This is a genomic window from Bradyrhizobium guangzhouense (assembly GCF_004114955.1).
Taxonomy (GTDB): domain Bacteria; phylum Pseudomonadota; class Alphaproteobacteria; order Rhizobiales; family Xanthobacteraceae; genus Bradyrhizobium; species Bradyrhizobium guangzhouense.
Map to the genome: position 1 here is coordinate 91,488 of NZ_CP030054.1, position 15,888 is coordinate 107,375.

Sequence of the window (15,888 nt, forward strand, 5' to 3'; positions counted from 1 at the left end):
GAGAGCGGCGATGACGAATATTTCGACTGAGGCCCTGCTAACCCTCGAAAAGACGGCCGTCGCGACCGTCTCGACTGTCCTTCGGCAGAAGGGCTTCGCCCGTGTCTCGCTGCGCGGACCGCGGGCGCTGGTGGAAGGGCAGAAGCGCATCGCGGGGCCGGCCTACACGATGCGTTTTGTGCCGGCGCGCGAAGATATCACGACGACCATGGCCGTAGCCGGCCCCACGTCGCCGCGCACGGTCATGGAGAAGATTCCCGCCGGCGCCGTGGTGGTCGTGGATGCGATGGGGCTGCGGTCGGCCGGCGTGTTCGGCGACATCATCTGCGCTCGGATGCAGACGCGAGGCATCGCAGGTCTTGTCACCGACGGAGCGATACGCGACCTCGTCGGCATGAAGAAACTCAATTGGCCGATCTGGGCGGACGGCACCACCGCGCCGCCCTCGCCGTCCGAGTTCTTCTGTGCCGACACGCAGGTCGCGGTGGCGTGCGGCGGCGTTACGATATTTCCCGGCGACATCGTGGTTGCGGACGACGACGGTGCCGTCGTCGTGCCGGCCGCGATCGCAGAAGCCGTTGCGGTCGAAGCCTTCGAGAAAGATCGCTTCGAGGAGTGGGTCTACGATCAGGTGAAGGCGGGAGCATTGCTCGACGGTCTATATCCACCGAACGATGCGACCAAGGAACGCTACGCGAAAGAGAGGCGCTGATTCTATCGTCAGCGCCCTAATCAAAGGATTTTTCCAGGAAAGCAAGATGTCATTCGTGTCCGACGCGCTCGAGCGCATTCAACCCTCCGCCACTATCTTCGTCACGCGCAAGGCGCGCGAACTGAAGAAATCCGGCTGTGATGTCGTCTTCCTCTCCGTCGGGGAGCCCGACTTCGATACGCCGGACAACATCAAGGAGGCCGCCAAGGCGGCGATCGATAGGGGCGAGACCAAGTACCCAGGTACGCCCGGCGTGCCGGCGCTGCGGGAGGCAGTTGCCGCGAAGTTCAAACGGGAGAACGGGATCGACTACAAGCCGAGCGAAACCATCGTCGGGACGGGTGGCAAAAACGTGATCTTCAACGCGCTCCTTGCGACGCTCAACAAGGGCGACGAGGTCATCATTCCCGCGCCGTATTGGGTCAGCTATCCGGATCTCGTCCTGTTTGCTGGCGGCAGGCCAGTTTTGTGCCAACTTGTCTGTCTGACGGTTTCAAGGTGACCGCGGCGGCGCTCGAGGCGGCCATTACACCGCGCACGAAATGGCTGATTCTGAACTCGCCGTCGAACCCGACCGGTGCCGCCTACAGCGGCGATGAATTGAAGGCTCTTTCCGAGGTGCTGGTCCGGCATCCGCACGTATGGACGCTGTCGGACGACATCTATGAACATCTCACCTACGGCAATTTTGTCTTTACCACCATGGCGCAGGTCGAGCCGGCTCTCCGCGACCGAGTCCTCACGGTCAATGGCGTCTCGAAATCCTACGCGATGACCGGTTGGCGCATCGGTTACGCGGGTGGGCCCGAGAGGCTGATCAAGGAGCTCGAAAAGCTGCAGAGCCAGCAGACGTCGGGTGCCTGCTCGATCGCGCAATGGGCGGCTGTCGAAGCGCTAAACGGCCCGCAGGATTACATTGCCAAGAGTCGTTCTGTCTTCAAGGAGAGGCGCGATCTCGTCGTGTCGTTGTTGAACGAGGCGGATCATCTCAAATGCCCGGTTCCCGACGGGGCCTTCTACGTCTACCCGTCCTGTGCAGACGCGATCGGAAGGAGCACCCGCTCCGGTAAGTTCCTCCGGAACGACGAGGATTTTGCCGCGGCACTCCTCGAGGAGGAAGGCGCCGCGGTCGTGCATGGCGCCGCGTTCGGCCAGGGGCCGAATTTCCGATTGTCTTATGCGACCTCGACCGAGGTTCTCCTTGATGCCTGTGCACGCATTCAGCGGTTCTGCTCAGGGCTCAAGTAGGTCGGTTGTTGCGGGCGCCCAGGGTACGCACCTCAAGCCGCTACTCGCGCAGTTCGTCGCAAAAGTTAGTCGTCCGTGAAGAGCGGCTAAACGACTGAGCTGGGATCGCATTATTCGTTGTTGCCTGTTTTGGGATTGCAGGGTTTTGATGCTTCGGGCATCGGAACCCTGCAATTTCGTTTTGAGGATTCCATCGAATCGCCAGTCATGATTCCGTCCTCGCATCGGAGGTGGCGATGCGACCGAAGAAGCCCAAAGCGACGGGATCGGGCGATCTGTTCCGGGCCAGGCTGGACCAGATCATCAACATGAAGCACGAGCTGGTTCAGCTCGCCGGCAAGGTCGACTGGGACTGGATCGACGGCGAGATCGCGCCGCTCTACAGCGAGAACGGTCGGCCGGGCATCGCGACCCGCTTCATGATCGGGCTCTTGCTGCTCAAGCACATTTACGGCCTGTCCGATGAGGGGGTGTGCGAGCGCTGGGTCCACGACCCGTATTTCCAGTACTTCACCGGCGAAGAGTTCTTCCAGCACGCCTTCCCGCACGAGCGCTCGGACCTGAGCCACTGGCGCAAGCGGCTCGGCGACAAGCTGGAGCTGCTGTTGGCCGAGAGCCTGCGGGTGGCGCACGAGGCCGGCGCGTTACGCAGCCAGGACCTCAAGCGGGTCACAGTCGACACCACGGTGCAGCCAAAGGCCATCACCTTCCCGACCGATGCCAAGCTGCTGCACGCGGCAATCAAGGGGCTCAACCGCCTGGCGAGGAAGCACGGGGTCAAGCTGCGGCAGTCCTATCTTCGCATTGCCAAGACCGCGGCGATGATGGCGGGACGCTACGCCCACGCCAAGCAATTCAAGCGGCATCAGCGGCAGTTGCGCATCCTGCGCAGCCGGTTGGGCCGGATCATCCGCGATATCCGCCGCAAGATCGAAGGTCAGGCCGTGCTCGAGAACGCCTTCGCCCTGCCGCTCGGCAGGGCCTCGCAGATCCGCTCGCAGCAGCAGCGCCAGCGCGGCTGGAAGCTGTATTCCTTCCATGCTCCAGAGGTCGAGTGCATCGGCAAGGGCAAGGCCGCCGCACCCTACGAGTTCGGTGTCAAAGCCTCCATCGTCACCAACAACCGCCGTGCTCCAGGCGGCCTGTTCGTGCTGCACGCCAGGGCGCTACCCGATAACCCGTACGACGGTCACACCTTGCGGGACGTCATCGACCGCACCGAGACACTCACCGGCTGTGCGATCGAGCGGGCCTATGTCGACAAGGGATACCGCGGCCATGACGCGCAAAATCCTCGTCGCGTCTTCATTTCCGGCCAGAAGCGCGGCGTCTTCGGTGTCATCAAGCGCGAGTTGCGCCGCCGCTCCGCCATCGAGCCCATCATCGGACACCTGAAGACCGATGGTCACCTCGGCCGATGCTACCTCAAAGGCCGCCCCGGCGATGCGGCTAACGTCATCCTCTCCGCCGTCGGTCACAACTTCCGCCGGGTCCTCGCCTGGCTGAGGGCTCTTTGGTGCCTGATCCTGACCACCTTCATCGCGGCCGCCAGCGACCGCTCATCGCTACAATCGGCTTCTTAACGGACGACAAGTTAAGGACAATGTGATTGCGACCGCGCCGCCGGCCGCCATTGCGGCAATCGTCGCCTTGTTTTTGGTCATATCTTCGGCTAACGGCCCGCCTTCTTCAGTCAGGCCGTGACATCGTGAATTCGAAAACACGATTTTACGCGCAGACTCAATACTTCGACCGCCTCACTCCGCGGCTTCGGCAGGCGCGCTCTTAAGCTCCGCAAATTTCGCAGCCATTGTCGGATTGCCCCGAGTTAGCTTCTTAATCGTCACGTCCTGTGCCTTGTCATTGGCAAGACGCAGGTTGCGATCCGCACCGATCAAGGCATCCTTCGTCTTCTGCAGATGATCGATCGACTTGTCGATCTCCGTAAGAGCCGTCTGAAAGTGCCGGGAAGCAAGATCATAGTTCTTTGAGAATGCGGTTTTGAACGATTCGAGCTGGTTCTCAAACTGGGTTATATCGACATTCTGCGCTTTCACGAGCGCAAGCTCGGTTTTGTACTTCAGCGAATTGACTGCCGCGTTCCTTAGGAGCGTAATCATAGGCAGGAAGAACTGCGGCCGGATGACATACATTTTTGGGTAGCGGTGGAAGACGTCGACGATGCCGGCATTGTAAAGCTCGTTGTCCGGTTCAAGCAATGAGACCAAGATAGCGTACTCGCAGCCCTTCTCGATGCGATCCCGGTCAAGTTCTTTGAGAAAGTCTTCGTTTTTGCTTTTCGTCGCGGTCTTATCGCTCTCGTTCTTCATCTCGAACATGATCGAAATGATTTCAGTGCCTGCCTCGTCCGAGTCGCGGAAAATGTAATCGCCCTTGCTGCCGGTCCGCGCGTCGTTGTCCTTCTCGAAATAAGCGCGCGGAAAAGCCATCGACCGGACCCGGTTAAACTCAGTCTCGCAGTGTTGCTCGAGGGTCTCGCCCACCATCTTGGTCGAGAGGCGGGCCTTCATATCCTTGAGACGCTCGATGGCGTCGTCGCGATCTTTGATCTGGGTTTCGTACTTATCCTTCAACGATTGCTCGGAGAGCTGCTTTTCGAGCTGTACTCGACTGATGCCGCTTTTCAGCTCATCACGCTCTTTTTCGAGGGCACCTACCGCTTCAGTCACGGCGAGCTTCTTCTCAAGCTCAACTGCCTGAACCTTCGCCTTCAGATCCTGGATCTCCCTTTCCTTGGCAGTAGCAATCTTGTGCTGCTCGCTCGCCAGGAGCGCGTCAGCAAGCTCCGAGGCCGCCTTCTTTTCGCGCTCGGACTCAGCTAGCGCGTTCGCGAGTCTATCCCGCTCCTTTTCGACGGCGCTGAGCGCTTCAGCAACCGCGAGCTTCTGGGCAACGCCGCTCCCCTCAAGCTTGGACTTTAATTCCTGGATTTCAGCGTCCTTAGCAGCCGTGGTCTTCTGCAGATCGCTGCTTACCTGGGCCTTGGCCAATTCAACGGCGCTCTGCTTGTCACGCTCGGCCAGCTCCAACCGTTCGTGGAGCTGCTGAGCGAAATCCGCGTCACGGACTTGCTTCAGGATGTCCGCGTAACCGGCTTCATCAACCTTGAAGGCCTTGTCACAGTGGGGACAGATGATCTCGTGCATGGTTCCTGGCCGGATCGTGGCGCTGCTGTTGTCATTGAAAAGGGACGGACCGGCAGAATCGGACCCCAGGAGAACAAAATTAGAACGAGCGAACTTGGAACGTCAAGTCAAGCCCAGCAAGTTCTGGGCGCTTTGCTTGGACTATCCCCCGCTTTCATGAACGCCATAGGTCGGCCCAGATCACGACATTCGCTTTGATGACCACCAGTGCTCATGTCAATCAGAGTGTCCATTCCGAATCGTCCTTGCGGCAGGGCGGTATTGATCCCGACTGTGTTCGCGTCGCTGCTTTGCGCCGCGCTAAAACACGACACGGCCACGCTCCCCTCCGGCCAGCGCATCCAGATCGACCTTCGCCTGGCGGCACGAGCATCGACAATAAGTACGCCTCGATCGCGCGGATCGTCGCGCAGCGCCGCGATGCTCATGCGCTATTTCGAGCATATCGCGGCCGCGCCTGCTACGTTCAAAGTAGCTTTCGAGTCATTCTGCCGCAGTTGTCCCGCCGCCTGCGGGCGCCGTGCTTCTTCCGGACGGACTAACCTCCAATCCAGCCCCTCGAAAAAGGCCGCGAACATCGCCCGCGACATCCGCATCACGCCGTCCGCAATCGTTGGCCTCGGTTCGATCGGAACACGAAGGCCGCGCCGAGGAACGGGTCGAGACGAAGCATCTCCTGCACCTCCGTCGCAAGCCCATCATGGCCGCCGCGGAAGTCGATCGGCCGCGTTGCAAATCCGCACCAGCCGCGATCATCGTGACGCTCGCACCGCACGGATTACCCGGGACAGCTGCTCGGCATCAATGGCCATATCCGTCCGCAGCACGACATCGCCGATCGCGATCTCAAGCTTGATCGCCGGAACCTGACGCTCCTCCAACGCACCTTCCACGACCAGCGGCGCGAATGTCGGCTGCGACGCTTCGCACGGCGGCAACATGTCTCGCTGTCGCAACCCCCTCGCCAATCGTAGATCTGCCAGCGCGTCGCTCCGTGCTTGCGCGCCACCTCGGACACCTGAGCACCGGGCAACAGACTCTCGGCGACGATCCGAGCTCTCTCTGTCGCGCGGCGATCAGGGTGGATGGCGCCACCACCGTGCATTCGTGGCCGAGCGATTGGATCAGACGATAAAGGCCATGGCCCGTCGGGCCGGCCTCGTAACAGAAGTGGATGCGATTAAACCGGCTGGCGAATCCACACTATAATACAATACGGCGCACGTTAACGTCCGAAGCATCGACTTCACCGAAGAAGCGAACCCCTCCCTCCCAGCCTGCCTCCGCAATCGCGACGGCATTTCTCAGTTTGGCGACACGATTCCAACAAATGCTTCCCTATAATCCGCCACGGCGCCTCGGCTCGGACCTAAGCAACCTCGGACACGCAGTGTAGGGCGAACGACCCCACCGGCAGAGACGGACATGCGGTCTTACAATCAATTCCTGCCATGACGATGAGATCAATCTATTCCTTTACCGCTTGGAGCGATGAGGCCGGCTTCGACCAGCAGTTTTCCCCGAGAGAGTTCCATCACCCATGTCGTGAGCCTGACTACCATCTCGGGATATATACTCCTGCGAACGTTTAGCATGGCGCCTTGCGCCGCCTAGTGCAAGGCGCACTGGCCCGGCACTCGCGACGTTCTGACCACAACGTTCTGCGTAAGCGGCCCCCCTAGTGTCGGCACGCCCCCGGGTAACTGTTGCAAACATACTGGCCAAATGGATATGGAGCAAGATCTTCACATCCATTAGGGTCGCCGACGCAAGGACTTGATGGTCCGGCTCCGAGTGCATCGGCGTTGAGATGCTGTCTTGCGACGTAGACGAAAGACGTCGCCGCCAGCGCGAGGGCGAGGACGATCGCCGATATAATCCAAACGTTCTTCATTCCAGCCGTAACTTCCTTAGGTTGACTCGGTGACGCTTAGCCAAATGGTAACAACGCGGAGCTCAACTCGAGCGCAATTGAGCTTTCATTTCTTGGCTGCTCCACACCTCGGCCTTTGTGATGGCGAGGCTCTTCGCGTCTCCGGCTTGCGACCAGTCAGCGGCAGTCGACTCCGAACGGGTAAGTCGAGCTGCAAACCACGTTCTCATCTGCTCCGGTCAGCAAATCTCTTGAGATCGCGCCGATCACGATCTCTGTTGCGCTTCTTTGCTGACGCCCCGGGTGGCCGATGCCGAACGGCAGCTCGGCCCCTCGACGGCGGCTATTGCCCTTACCAAAGGAACTTCGCGCCGTCTGGCAGCTCGCAGACAAATTCACCCTGGATCACGGCTTCGGCCGCGCCAGCAACCAACTTTGAGGCCTTTACCTTGAGCTTGCCTTCGCGGTTAAGGCTGTGGCGGATGTATTCGGTAACAGGGTGTCCTGAGTCGTCCAAGGTTTGATGCACATTGGCGAAGCTGATTCCGTTCTGCGCGCTAACCCTGAAGGCGCTGATAATCAGACCACCTTGCATGGCTGGTCCGGGCTGACCGCCATCAACGGTTGTGCAACGATCGAGATCTAGTATTAGCGTTACTACCTTGCCGGCCCGCAGGGCACTTAGCACGTCTACATATTTTGCAGAAGGCTCGCCGGCCTTCGCTGTCGTGCTTACGCTTGCCACTAAAAGCAAGGAAGACAGTCTCGTTAGACATGTGATATTGAGCCGCATATGCTCTTCTCCAATACAAGACTCACATACGTAGCAGTACCCGTCTCGTCTCGTGCTCGGAGACTTTGGCGGGCACCGAACGTCAGGCGAACGTCGCCGTTGCGATAAACAGCATGCGCTACTACCGTACGCAAGTGGTTGCGAACGCAAACCTAACGTCACAATCTCGTATGTAAGGTACGCATACGACGAAGCTTTCAATTACCCACATTTCCAGCCGCTGCAATTTCGGCACCGAGTTTGATATCTGTGAGTCTCGAGAGACAGCGCCAGATGACAACATTTCCCGGTGGCGGATCGGCTGCCCGGGCCAAGTAGCCCCCTAATCGTGCAAGTTTGGTAAGATAAAATGCAAGGGTTCCAGGCCGACATCGTCGATGGCTGGCGCCGCTGATGAGTTGATCGAGCAATGCGATCTCGGTGTCTGTCAGTGCGAGCTTCGGTGACGCGTTTGGGGCGAGGCGATTGAGCATGGTGAGCCAGAGGACGCGCCAGCTGAGAATGCAGAAGACTGCCATTAGATTGGCAAGTCGCTCCGCGGTCCGGAGTTTTGAGTCTTCCGCCTTACAACCCGATTTCAGGATCTTGTGGAACGCCTCGATTTTCCACCGCATGGCGTACCAGTTGATCTTCTCGATTGCCTCCGAGCGCCTGCGGACGGCTAGGTCCGTGATGAGCTTCCACTCAATCGGTTTACGGCCCTTTGGCGTACCGCGCTCAGTGGCATGGATTATAGTAAGGTCGAGGGCTGGATAATGTTTCTGCTTCCCGATGGGAGGCAAGACCGCGATCCGCTTGAACTTGATTTCCAGCGCGGCCTTCGTCGTCTCGCCCTTGTCGTTGCGCACGTCGATGTAATGCAAGCCTTTGACGCTGGTCTCTTCCATCTCGGTTGCAATCGTATGACCGCCATCGCCTGCCAGCCGATCGACGCAGGCGCGGACAAGGAAGTGAGCGCCAAGCTCTTGCGTCAGGCAATACAATTCGTCGATGTCGCTTTCACGGTCACCGATATGAATGCAACGCTCCGGCTGTCGGAGCCGCTCGATCGATTGCCTGAGATTGTCGAGCCAGCGAACGCTCTCCTTCTTCTCGATCGGAACGCGGGTCGGGTTGATCTTCTTCTTGAGCTGCGCCCTGCCTTTGAACTTTTTTCGTGTCCAGAACTTCACCGCCGCCAATCCCAGCGGCAAGCCTCGACAGTCACAGCGAGACTGGAATGCATCAGCATTCCGCAGACCGTGTGATGGCGCCAACGACCGTCCTTGTTCCGACCGCTGTTGACGCTCTTGGTTAGGCCAATGGCGCTCGTGTTCGCGCGTTGATAGGAGAATTCCGTCGTGTCCTGAATGAGGAGAATTGGGCCTGTACAATCATCGTAACGTGCGCGTGTGGCGGCGAAGTGGCCGCTGAGGATGTCGGCTTCCTCCACGCGCTCGTTGGCGAAGAAGCGGTAGGCCGCCTTCGTGTTCGCCCAGTCCTGACGCGCGAACGGTATGCTCCCGCCCATACCGTCACCAATTTGCTTCAACAGCTCGCCAAATCGTTGACCAAGACGAGCATCCTTGAAAGCTGTCTTGTCGATCTCGCGCTCCGTCCAGTGTTCGACGGCGCTTTCATCACCATCATCCTGGCGACCATCCGGGCCGGCCGACCAACGAGATGTCGTTCCACTTGAACACATCAAGGCACCTCGCCGTCGCGATTCAGGTGCTCGACAATGAATCACAAGCGATTCATCCGATTCAAGATTTTTCGATCAGGGCTACCGCAATCGAATAAAGCATTCGTGGGTAATTGAAAGACGACGAAGGTCGCCTGATTGACGCATGCGCGCGGGGGCCGGGTAGCGCTATGATAGCGCTGCGTGAAGGTTAGGCAGCTTGCTGATCGGTAGGTTCGTCGGCTTGGCGCGGGAGCTTCCATTCCCAGGGCAGCAGTTCGTGCAGACGCGAAGCGGGAAGATCGACGATCCGGGCGAGGACGTCGGCAAGCCCGGCTTTGGGATCGACATCGTTAAGACGACAGGTAGTGATCATCGTCAGCATGATGGCGGCGCGTTCGGCGCCGCGCAGGCTGCCGGCGAAGGTTCAATTGCGCCTTCCCAAGGCGATGCCGCAGCGCTCTTTCGGCGGCATTGTTGCTGAGGCAGATCCTGCCATCGTCGAGGAAGCGCGCAAAGTCGGCCCAGCGCCTGAGCATGTAATTCATAGGCTTCAGGACCTCGGAAGAGCGCGAGAGGGTTTCTCGCTCGCGCAGCAGCCAGGCGTGCATGTCGTCGAGCAGCAGCTTGCTTCGCGGTGTGCGCCGCTTGAACTTCTCCCTTGGCATCACAACGACTGGTTCCTGCAGTTCTCTACAAGAGCCTGTATCCAGATCGCGTCCCCTAAACGCCGGTCGCCATCCGCGCAGTAATCCAGGCGTCTCACGGATTGATCTCAGGGATGGCACGCGCCCCTGATTTTGGCGACGCCTTAGTAATTTTCGACGCGTCATCGGAAGATTTGCTTTCGCTCGCCTTCTGGATACGTACCTGCCCCGTAAACCCGGGACTTTTGCAACACTTGCTGATGACCGCGCCTTTTAAACGAAGCCACAGTGTCGTGGTTTTGCACCTGCGCCTGGAACACCGATGCAGGAGGGCCGTCCTCCATCTCTCATAAAGCTGTACGCATCAAATTCGGATATTCACCTCCTTCATGCTCTGCAGCACACCGTGCCAGATCACCTTTCACAAGATCGCTTCGGCGACCACGGAAGACGAACAGGTGACCGCTGAGCGGGTCCTTGCGCAGCACCTCCTGCACTTGGCGCGCCAAGGACGGAAAGCCTCGGCGCATATCCGTGTGGCCGGTCGCCAGCCACACTCGCGCACCCGCCGGAACCGGAATCATCGGCGCACCAAAGCATCGAGAACACGACGCAGCGCGTCTCCATCACCATCCCTGGAATGCGCACTCCATCAACCTCGCCATCGATCCGGATGCGGGGTCCGGTACCAAGATCAATCTCGATGATGCCTTGGCTCTTCCGTCGACGCCCCGATGTCGTCGCCAAAGGGGCTTCGGCAACCTCCCGCGGCGGCACAGACGGCCGACTCTCGACCGGCACGAACGGCCGCTATACTCGCTTCACCGTGCTTACAAAGCTCTTTGCGCCACCGGAACAGCTGGCTCACATGAAGGCCGGCCGTGCGAGCCACCTCGGAAACATTGGCTCCGGGCTCGAGCGATGCTGCAACTAGCCGTTCCTTCTCATCCCGCGACCACCGGCGCCGCCGCTCGACCGATGTGATCACCTCCGCCCTCGAAATCGTCATAGCGCTTCTCCTAGGATTACCCCTAGGACCTGCAGCGTTCGCCTCCGTCAAACAAGGCGGCCCTCAACGGAGGAATACTATGTAAGTGTTACGAGCGGCACACACTTTGCAATATCGTTCGGCACTATCAATCCGGCGAAAGGCGAAGGGCAGCACGCGCACTAAACGACGAGGTCGATGATCTTCTATGTCAGCGCCAGGGGACTTACCTAATTCCGCATTGAAGATTAGCCTCTGCATCCGCGCTCGTGCTTGACGCGAGACGATTCATGATCCCGTAAGTCGAGTAACGATACGGAGGTCAGCCGTCGTGCTCTCTTGATCCCTAAATTGCATCCTCTCGACACGACGCCCCACTAGACGCGGCAAGCTCAGAAGCGTGACATTGAGGACACTTGGCGCCACATCGCTCACCTCGTCCACGACATCCAGCCTCGCGAATGCACCTGAATGCATTTCGACAACGCTTGCGAACACCCAAGTGGTCCGGACATAAAGCGCTATGTGACAAACAGAAAGCCGGCCTTAGCGGCTGGTTTCTTGAAGGCGACTAACCAATTTGCATCCAGATTGCTTGTTCTTAGGGTCGCCAGCCCCGATGCTATCCGTTTCCGTTCGGAAGTCTAAAGCCTGGCGCATCTTGACATGGGCACAGCGGACCTTGACGGCTTGATTAGACGAACGGCCACGGCGCTGGCCCCAAGCGCACTTGCGCGGGCCCACAAAAATGTTGGCCAAACCGTCTTCTCCCGCCTATTGCAAGGAGAATACAGCATATCAGTCCACTCGCCTGCTGCGCGCATTCAGCGTCATTAAAATCGGCCTTTGTGAACTTCAGCGCTTGGGCTCCGCCCCTTGCACGACGAACCCGCCCGGCTGCGACATGGCGACGAGGCGCGCCGCCGGCGGAGGAGCTGGCTAGTGACCTATTGTGGGTACCTTGGCTGATAGGCCTCGATCCGATCGAGGCAAGTTGAGAAAGCAGTGCCGCATCTGCGACTTCGCGACATCGCCAAGCCGCCAGCTTTCGCGGATAATGTCGAGGAGGTCTCCATCTTGACAGCGTCGGTCCATTTGCTGGCGCCCCCTTGCGCGAGGCCGTCGGCCGACCATTCTATGGCTCCCTTGGCGCCGACCGTTGGACGGACAATAGCGGCACGTGCCAAGTCAAGCGGCTGGCGTCCAACGCTCGGCTACCCCTCCTGTGCAACTCGAGCTGTCTGCACGCGTACACATCTTAGAAACGTTGCCAGCTACCTTCCCAAAGGCAGCTACCAATCCCGAGAAGCTCCGGGGTATCGCCGATATAGGAAACGTGAATCAAATTCTGGCCCGAATGAGCGAGCCAATTCAACAAAGGAATTGGACTTCAGTTGGTCGGAGGCATCTAGGCGGTTTGCCTTGAGCAGATCGACAAGACCGAATTAATCTCCATGGCGCTGCCTAAAATTACGGCGAGCGTCAAGGCTTGCAGGTAGACAGCGAGCTATACGGAGAGCAGAAGGGGCGCTGTGGACGAGAACGTTAGGACAGCCACCAGCCTTACAATCGGATGGCTCGAGCACATGACAAACCTGAGGAGAGCGATCCGGATCGAACCGCCGGCACGCTCTCGCGATTGGCTCACACTAGCCCGTCCACCCTCTTCCTCTCCATCAGAAGGAGCCGCTCAAAAGGCTTTCGCCCGGCCCTTTCCGGAACGACACACGGCCTCCTCAAAATCCCTGAGACTCAGCAATGCCCCGCGGCCATCCGTCCACCGTTTGGTTTTGCACTCCTCTGCCACTCGCCGCGGCAATCCAGATTGTAGCATTGCCGCCAACGAGGAGGACCGCTAAAAGCACGATACGCCATTGATTTACTATGTGAGCGTACGATTTCTACCATGTAAGAGAACTATACGAAGGTTTGTAATGCGCCTTTTTTTTTGGCTATGCTGATTTCGGCGGCCGACGTAGAAAGCGCTCAGGAGCGCTTGTCCGGCGGCTCGAACAAATTCCTGCATTTTAATCATCCCGCCAGAAGGGCCGGACGGATACAAGCATGTTTAATTGGCTCATCGCGTTTGGACGTTCATCGGCGCAATTTATTTTGGCTAGCATTACGCTCGCGGCATTGACGCTAGCTTCCTTGTATCTTCATAGCCCTTTCGCAGCCACAGCGCTTGTCTATTTGGTCGTGATTTTGGTGTTTTCGCTGATTGGCACTTTCGTCGCATCGTTGGCGCTTTCCATAGTCGCCGTCAGCGCTTTAATTTACGTCCTCACGTTCAATCCCCAGATCGACGCCCCTCACGAGCTTTTGGTGATTATCGCTTTCCTTACTGCGTCCATCATCGGAACGCGCCTGATCGCAAAACTCCGCTACGAAAAGGAAGCAGCGCGTGAGGTCGCCGCCGAGCTAAGGCACAGCGCGGACGATCTGCGCAACCGAGAGAAACTCTGGCGCGAGATCTTTGAGCATAACCCGGCCATGTACTTCATGGTCAATGAAACCGGAACCGTCCTGAACGTCAATAGTTTCGGCGCGATCCACCTCGGCTATACGCCCGCGGAACTGATCGGCCAATCGGTGTTCAGAGTCTTTCTGAAAGACGATCGCGAGGTCGTTCGCAAATCCATCGAGCGATGCCTTACATATATCGGCCAATCGCGTACATGGGAAATCCAGAAAGTCCGTAGGAACGGCTCGGTGCTGTGGGTGCGCGAGACTGCCAAGGCGATCTTGTGGGCCGACGATAAGCCCATCGTCCTCATTGCCTGCGAAGATATCACCGAACAGAAGCGGACGGTTCTTGCTCTTCAGCGGAGCGAAGCGCATTTGGCTCAGGCGCAAGAATTGAGCCACACAGGCAGCTTTGGCTGGAACGTGGCCACCGGCGAGGTCTTTTGGTCGAAGGAAAGCTTTCGGATATTCCAGTATGATCCAGAGACCAAAGTAACGGCGCAACACGTCATTGACCGCACTCACCCAGAAGACAAGACTTCTGTCCAAGACACTTTGAATCGGGCCCTTCGAGGCGAGCATTTCGAGCACGAATACCGATTGCTGATGCCCGACGGCTCGATAAAGTACATTCACGCGGTGGCACGTGCTACGAGAACCGCGTCCGGGAATATCGAGTTTGTCGGGGCGGCCACGGACGTCACGACAGCAAAGCAGACGGAACAACAACTGCGCCGTAGCGAGGCCTATCTGGTCGACGCGCAGCAGCTCAGTCGCACGAGCACCTGGTCGTGGGACTGCAACCGTCGCTGTTTTGCTTATCGCTCCGCCGAAGTCAGTCGTCTATTTGGCTTTGACCCGGATGAGCCGGTGACCATTGAGGCCATCCGATCGCGGATTCATCCAGACGACTTGCCGCGGCAACAGGAAATCCAACGTCAGGCCATTGAACAAAAAACAGGGAATTTTGAATACGATTTCCGAATCTGTCTTCCCGACGGCGCGATACGACACATACATGCTGTTGCGCACGCCGTGCTGGCAAGCGATGGCTCAACTGTCGAACTCGTCGGAACGCACATGGATGTCACTGAGCAGCACGCAGCCAAACAACAATTGGAAGACACTCTTGCTGCGCTACGCGAGAGCGAGCAGCGCTTTCGTGACTACGCCGCAACTGCTTCTGACTGGTTATGGGAGACCGGGCCGGATCACCGGTACACCTTGTCGGAGCACACCAACGCTACGGACCTCTTGGCAAGAGCGGTCATCGGCCTGCGTTGCTGGGAGATTGCGAGCGACGTTGAAGAAGAGCCCGAGAAGTGGCGGCAGCATGAAATAACGCTAAATGCCCATCTTCCATTTCGCGATCTGGTCTATCGTACCGTGGGGAGGACCAGGTCACCAATCTACTTCCAGAGCAGCGGCAGGCCCTTATTTGATGTAAGCGGCCATTTTCTCGGCTACCGAGGCGTGGCCACTGATATCACGGCGAAAGTTCGCGCCGATCAGGCTGAACAAGGACTGCGAAAGGCACAGGCGGATCTTGCGCATGTGACGCGCCTGACGGCGCTGGGGGAACTAACAGCCTCTATCGCCCACGAAGTGAACCAACCGCTCACGGCCATAATCAGCAACGCCGATGCGTGCCTTGGCTGGCTACGTCGCGAAGCTCCCGACATTTCCGCCGTGCACAGATCCGTAGAGTGGATCATTGATGACGCTATGCGCGCAAGCGAAGTGATTCGCAGGGTCCGCACACTCGCGAGGAACGGTGATATCGAGATGGTAGCGCTAGACATTAATGAGGTTGTGAACGACTCTATCGCGCTGGTAACGCGTGAGCTGATTAACCACCAAGTGACCTTGCGAACTGAGCTAGCACCATCACTTCCCAAAATTCTCGGTGACCGGGTTCAGCTGCAACAAGTAATCATCAATCTGGTGATGAACGGAGTAGAGGCCATGCAAGCTGTTGACGACAGAGCGCGCGAACTGATGATTCAGTCATCCAGAGACAATGAGAGCCGCGTGCAGCTCTCCGTGACTGATAGCGGCGTCGGCATCGCTGAGGGTGATAGGATCCGAGTCTTAGATCCGTTCTTCACCACCAAATCTACCGGCCTTGGAATGGGTCTGTCGATCTGCCGCTCGATCGTAGAAGCTCACGGAGGCCGCCTGTCGATCGTCCAGAAGCAAGAGCCGGGCGCATCCTTTCAATTTGTCCTGCCAGTCGTGTCATGATTGGAATTTGACTAGCCGTGTGAAATCGGGTCGACAAGTACGATCGTGCTTATTGTCGAAAGCTAAACGGCTCGATGCCTCGACGAA

At 58.4% G+C, this 15,888-nt stretch carries 10 protein-coding genes and 5 pseudogenes; 4 read left to right on the forward strand and 11 right to left on the reverse strand.

The window, feature by feature from the left end; genetic code table 11:
* Positions 1 to 10: 10 nt before the first annotated feature.
* The 3 genes and pseudogenes from XH91_RS34455 (at position 11) to XH91_RS34465 (ending at position 3,543) form a co-directional block, all read left to right on the forward strand.
* Positions 11 to 712: an RraA family protein gene (locus XH91_RS34455; protein WP_128929700.1), complete on the forward strand. Its 702-nt coding sequence runs from the start codon at positions 11 to 13 to the stop codon at positions 710 to 712.
* Positions 713 to 758: 46 nt separating this feature from the next.
* Positions 759 to 1,960: pseudogene (locus XH91_RS34460) on the forward strand (pyridoxal phosphate-dependent aminotransferase).
* A gap of 236 nt (positions 1,961 to 2,196) precedes the next feature.
* Entirely contained in the window at positions 2,197 to 3,543 is a 1,347-nt protein-coding gene (locus XH91_RS34465; protein WP_128929701.1) for an IS5 family transposase, read from the forward strand.
* 174 nt (positions 3,544 to 3,717) lie between these two features.
* On the opposite strand, the gene XH91_RS34470 is transcribed toward XH91_RS34465, so the two are convergent.
* From XH91_RS34470 to XH91_RS40190, 11 genes and pseudogenes are all read right to left on the reverse strand, one after another.
* On the reverse strand, positions 3,718 to 5,127 hold the full coding sequence (locus XH91_RS34470; protein WP_128929702.1) for a DUF2130 domain-containing protein: 1,410 nt from the start codon (positions 5,125 to 5,127) through the stop codon (positions 3,718 to 3,720).
* 595 nt (positions 5,128 to 5,722) lie between these two features.
* Positions 5,723 to 5,902 (reverse strand): IS66 family insertion sequence element accessory protein TnpB, encoded by a 180-nt coding sequence (tnpB, locus tag XH91_RS40175; RefSeq protein WP_128929704.1) that lies wholly within the window; start codon positions 5,900 to 5,902, stop codon positions 5,723 to 5,725.
* Positions 5,880 to 6,068: a hypothetical protein gene (locus XH91_RS39550; RefSeq protein WP_232995589.1), complete on the reverse strand. Its 189-nt coding sequence runs from the start codon at positions 6,066 to 6,068 to the stop codon at positions 5,880 to 5,882. The genes tnpB (XH91_RS40175) and XH91_RS39550 overlap by 23 nt, the downstream gene beginning before the upstream one ends.
* Before the next feature lie 65 nt (positions 6,069 to 6,133).
* Positions 6,134 to 6,232, reverse strand: a pseudogene (locus XH91_RS40180) (hypothetical protein); the annotation flags it as partial.
* Positions 6,211 to 6,479: pseudogene (locus XH91_RS40185) on the reverse strand (IS110 family transposase); the annotation flags it as partial. The pseudogenes XH91_RS40180 and XH91_RS40185, both read right to left, overlap by 22 nt.
* A gap of 873 nt (positions 6,480 to 7,352) precedes the next feature.
* Complete coding sequence (locus tag XH91_RS34485) at positions 7,353 to 7,793, reverse strand: VirK family protein (RefSeq protein ID WP_128929705.1); 441 nt, start codon at positions 7,791 to 7,793, stop codon at positions 7,353 to 7,355.
* Between the two features lie 197 nt (positions 7,794 to 7,990).
* Positions 7,991 to 8,965, reverse strand: a complete 975-nt coding sequence (locus XH91_RS34490) for an IS4 family transposase (RefSeq protein WP_232995590.1) — start codon at positions 8,963 to 8,965, stop codon at positions 7,991 to 7,993.
* Entirely contained in the window at positions 8,962 to 9,477 is a 516-nt protein-coding gene (locus XH91_RS40005; RefSeq protein WP_232995591.1) for an IS4/Tn5 family transposase DNA-binding protein, read from the reverse strand. Before XH91_RS40005 ends, XH91_RS34490 begins: the two co-directional genes overlap by 4 nt.
* Before the next feature lie 190 nt (positions 9,478 to 9,667).
* Positions 9,668 to 10,094: pseudogene (locus tag XH91_RS34495) on the reverse strand (IS66 family transposase); the annotation flags it as partial.
* Positions 10,095 to 10,522: 428 nt separating this feature from the next.
* A pseudogene (tnpB, locus tag XH91_RS34500) lies at positions 10,523 to 10,687 on the reverse strand (IS66 family insertion sequence element accessory protein TnpB); the annotation flags it as partial.
* Positions 10,688 to 10,797: 110 nt separating this feature from the next.
* Positions 10,798 to 11,112, reverse strand: a complete 315-nt coding sequence (locus XH91_RS40190) for a transposase (protein WP_128929707.1) — start codon at positions 11,110 to 11,112, stop codon at positions 10,798 to 10,800.
* A gap of 2,043 nt (positions 11,113 to 13,155) precedes the next feature.
* Here XH91_RS40190 and XH91_RS34510 point away from each other — a divergent pair.
* Positions 13,156 to 15,801, forward strand: coding sequence for a PAS domain-containing protein (locus tag XH91_RS34510; protein ID WP_128929708.1), 2,646 nt, complete (start codon positions 13,156 to 13,158; stop codon positions 15,799 to 15,801).
* Positions 15,802 to 15,888 lie beyond the last annotated feature (87 nt).

Excerpts from the sequence above, each read along its gene's own strand:
- XH91_RS34455 (WP_128929700.1), top strand. The coding sequence starts at position 11 with ATGACGAATATTTCGACTGAGGCCCTGCTAACCCTCGAAAAGACGGCC.
- XH91_RS40005 (WP_232995591.1), bottom strand. The coding sequence starts at position 9,477 with ATGTGTTCAAGTGGAACGACATCTCGTTGGTCGGCCGGCCCGGATGGT.
- XH91_RS40190 (WP_128929707.1), bottom strand. The coding sequence starts at position 11,112 with ATGACGATTTCGAGGGCGGAGGTGATCACATCGGTCGAGCGGCGGCGC.
- XH91_RS34470 (WP_128929702.1), bottom strand. The coding sequence starts at position 5,127 with ATGCACGAGATCATCTGTCCCCACTGTGACAAGGCCTTCAAGGTTGAT.
- XH91_RS34510 (WP_128929708.1), top strand. The coding sequence starts at position 13,156 with ATGTTTAATTGGCTCATCGCGTTTGGACGTTCATCGGCGCAATTTATT.
- XH91_RS39550 (WP_232995589.1), bottom strand. The coding sequence starts at position 6,068 with ATGTTGCCGCCGTGCGAAGCGTCGCAGCCGACATTCGCGCCGCTGGTC.
- XH91_RS34465 (WP_128929701.1), top strand. The coding sequence starts at position 2,197 with ATGCGACCGAAGAAGCCCAAAGCGACGGGATCGGGCGATCTGTTCCGG.
- XH91_RS34485 (WP_128929705.1), bottom strand. The coding sequence starts at position 7,793 with ATGCGGCTCAATATCACATGTCTAACGAGACTGTCTTCCTTGCTTTTA.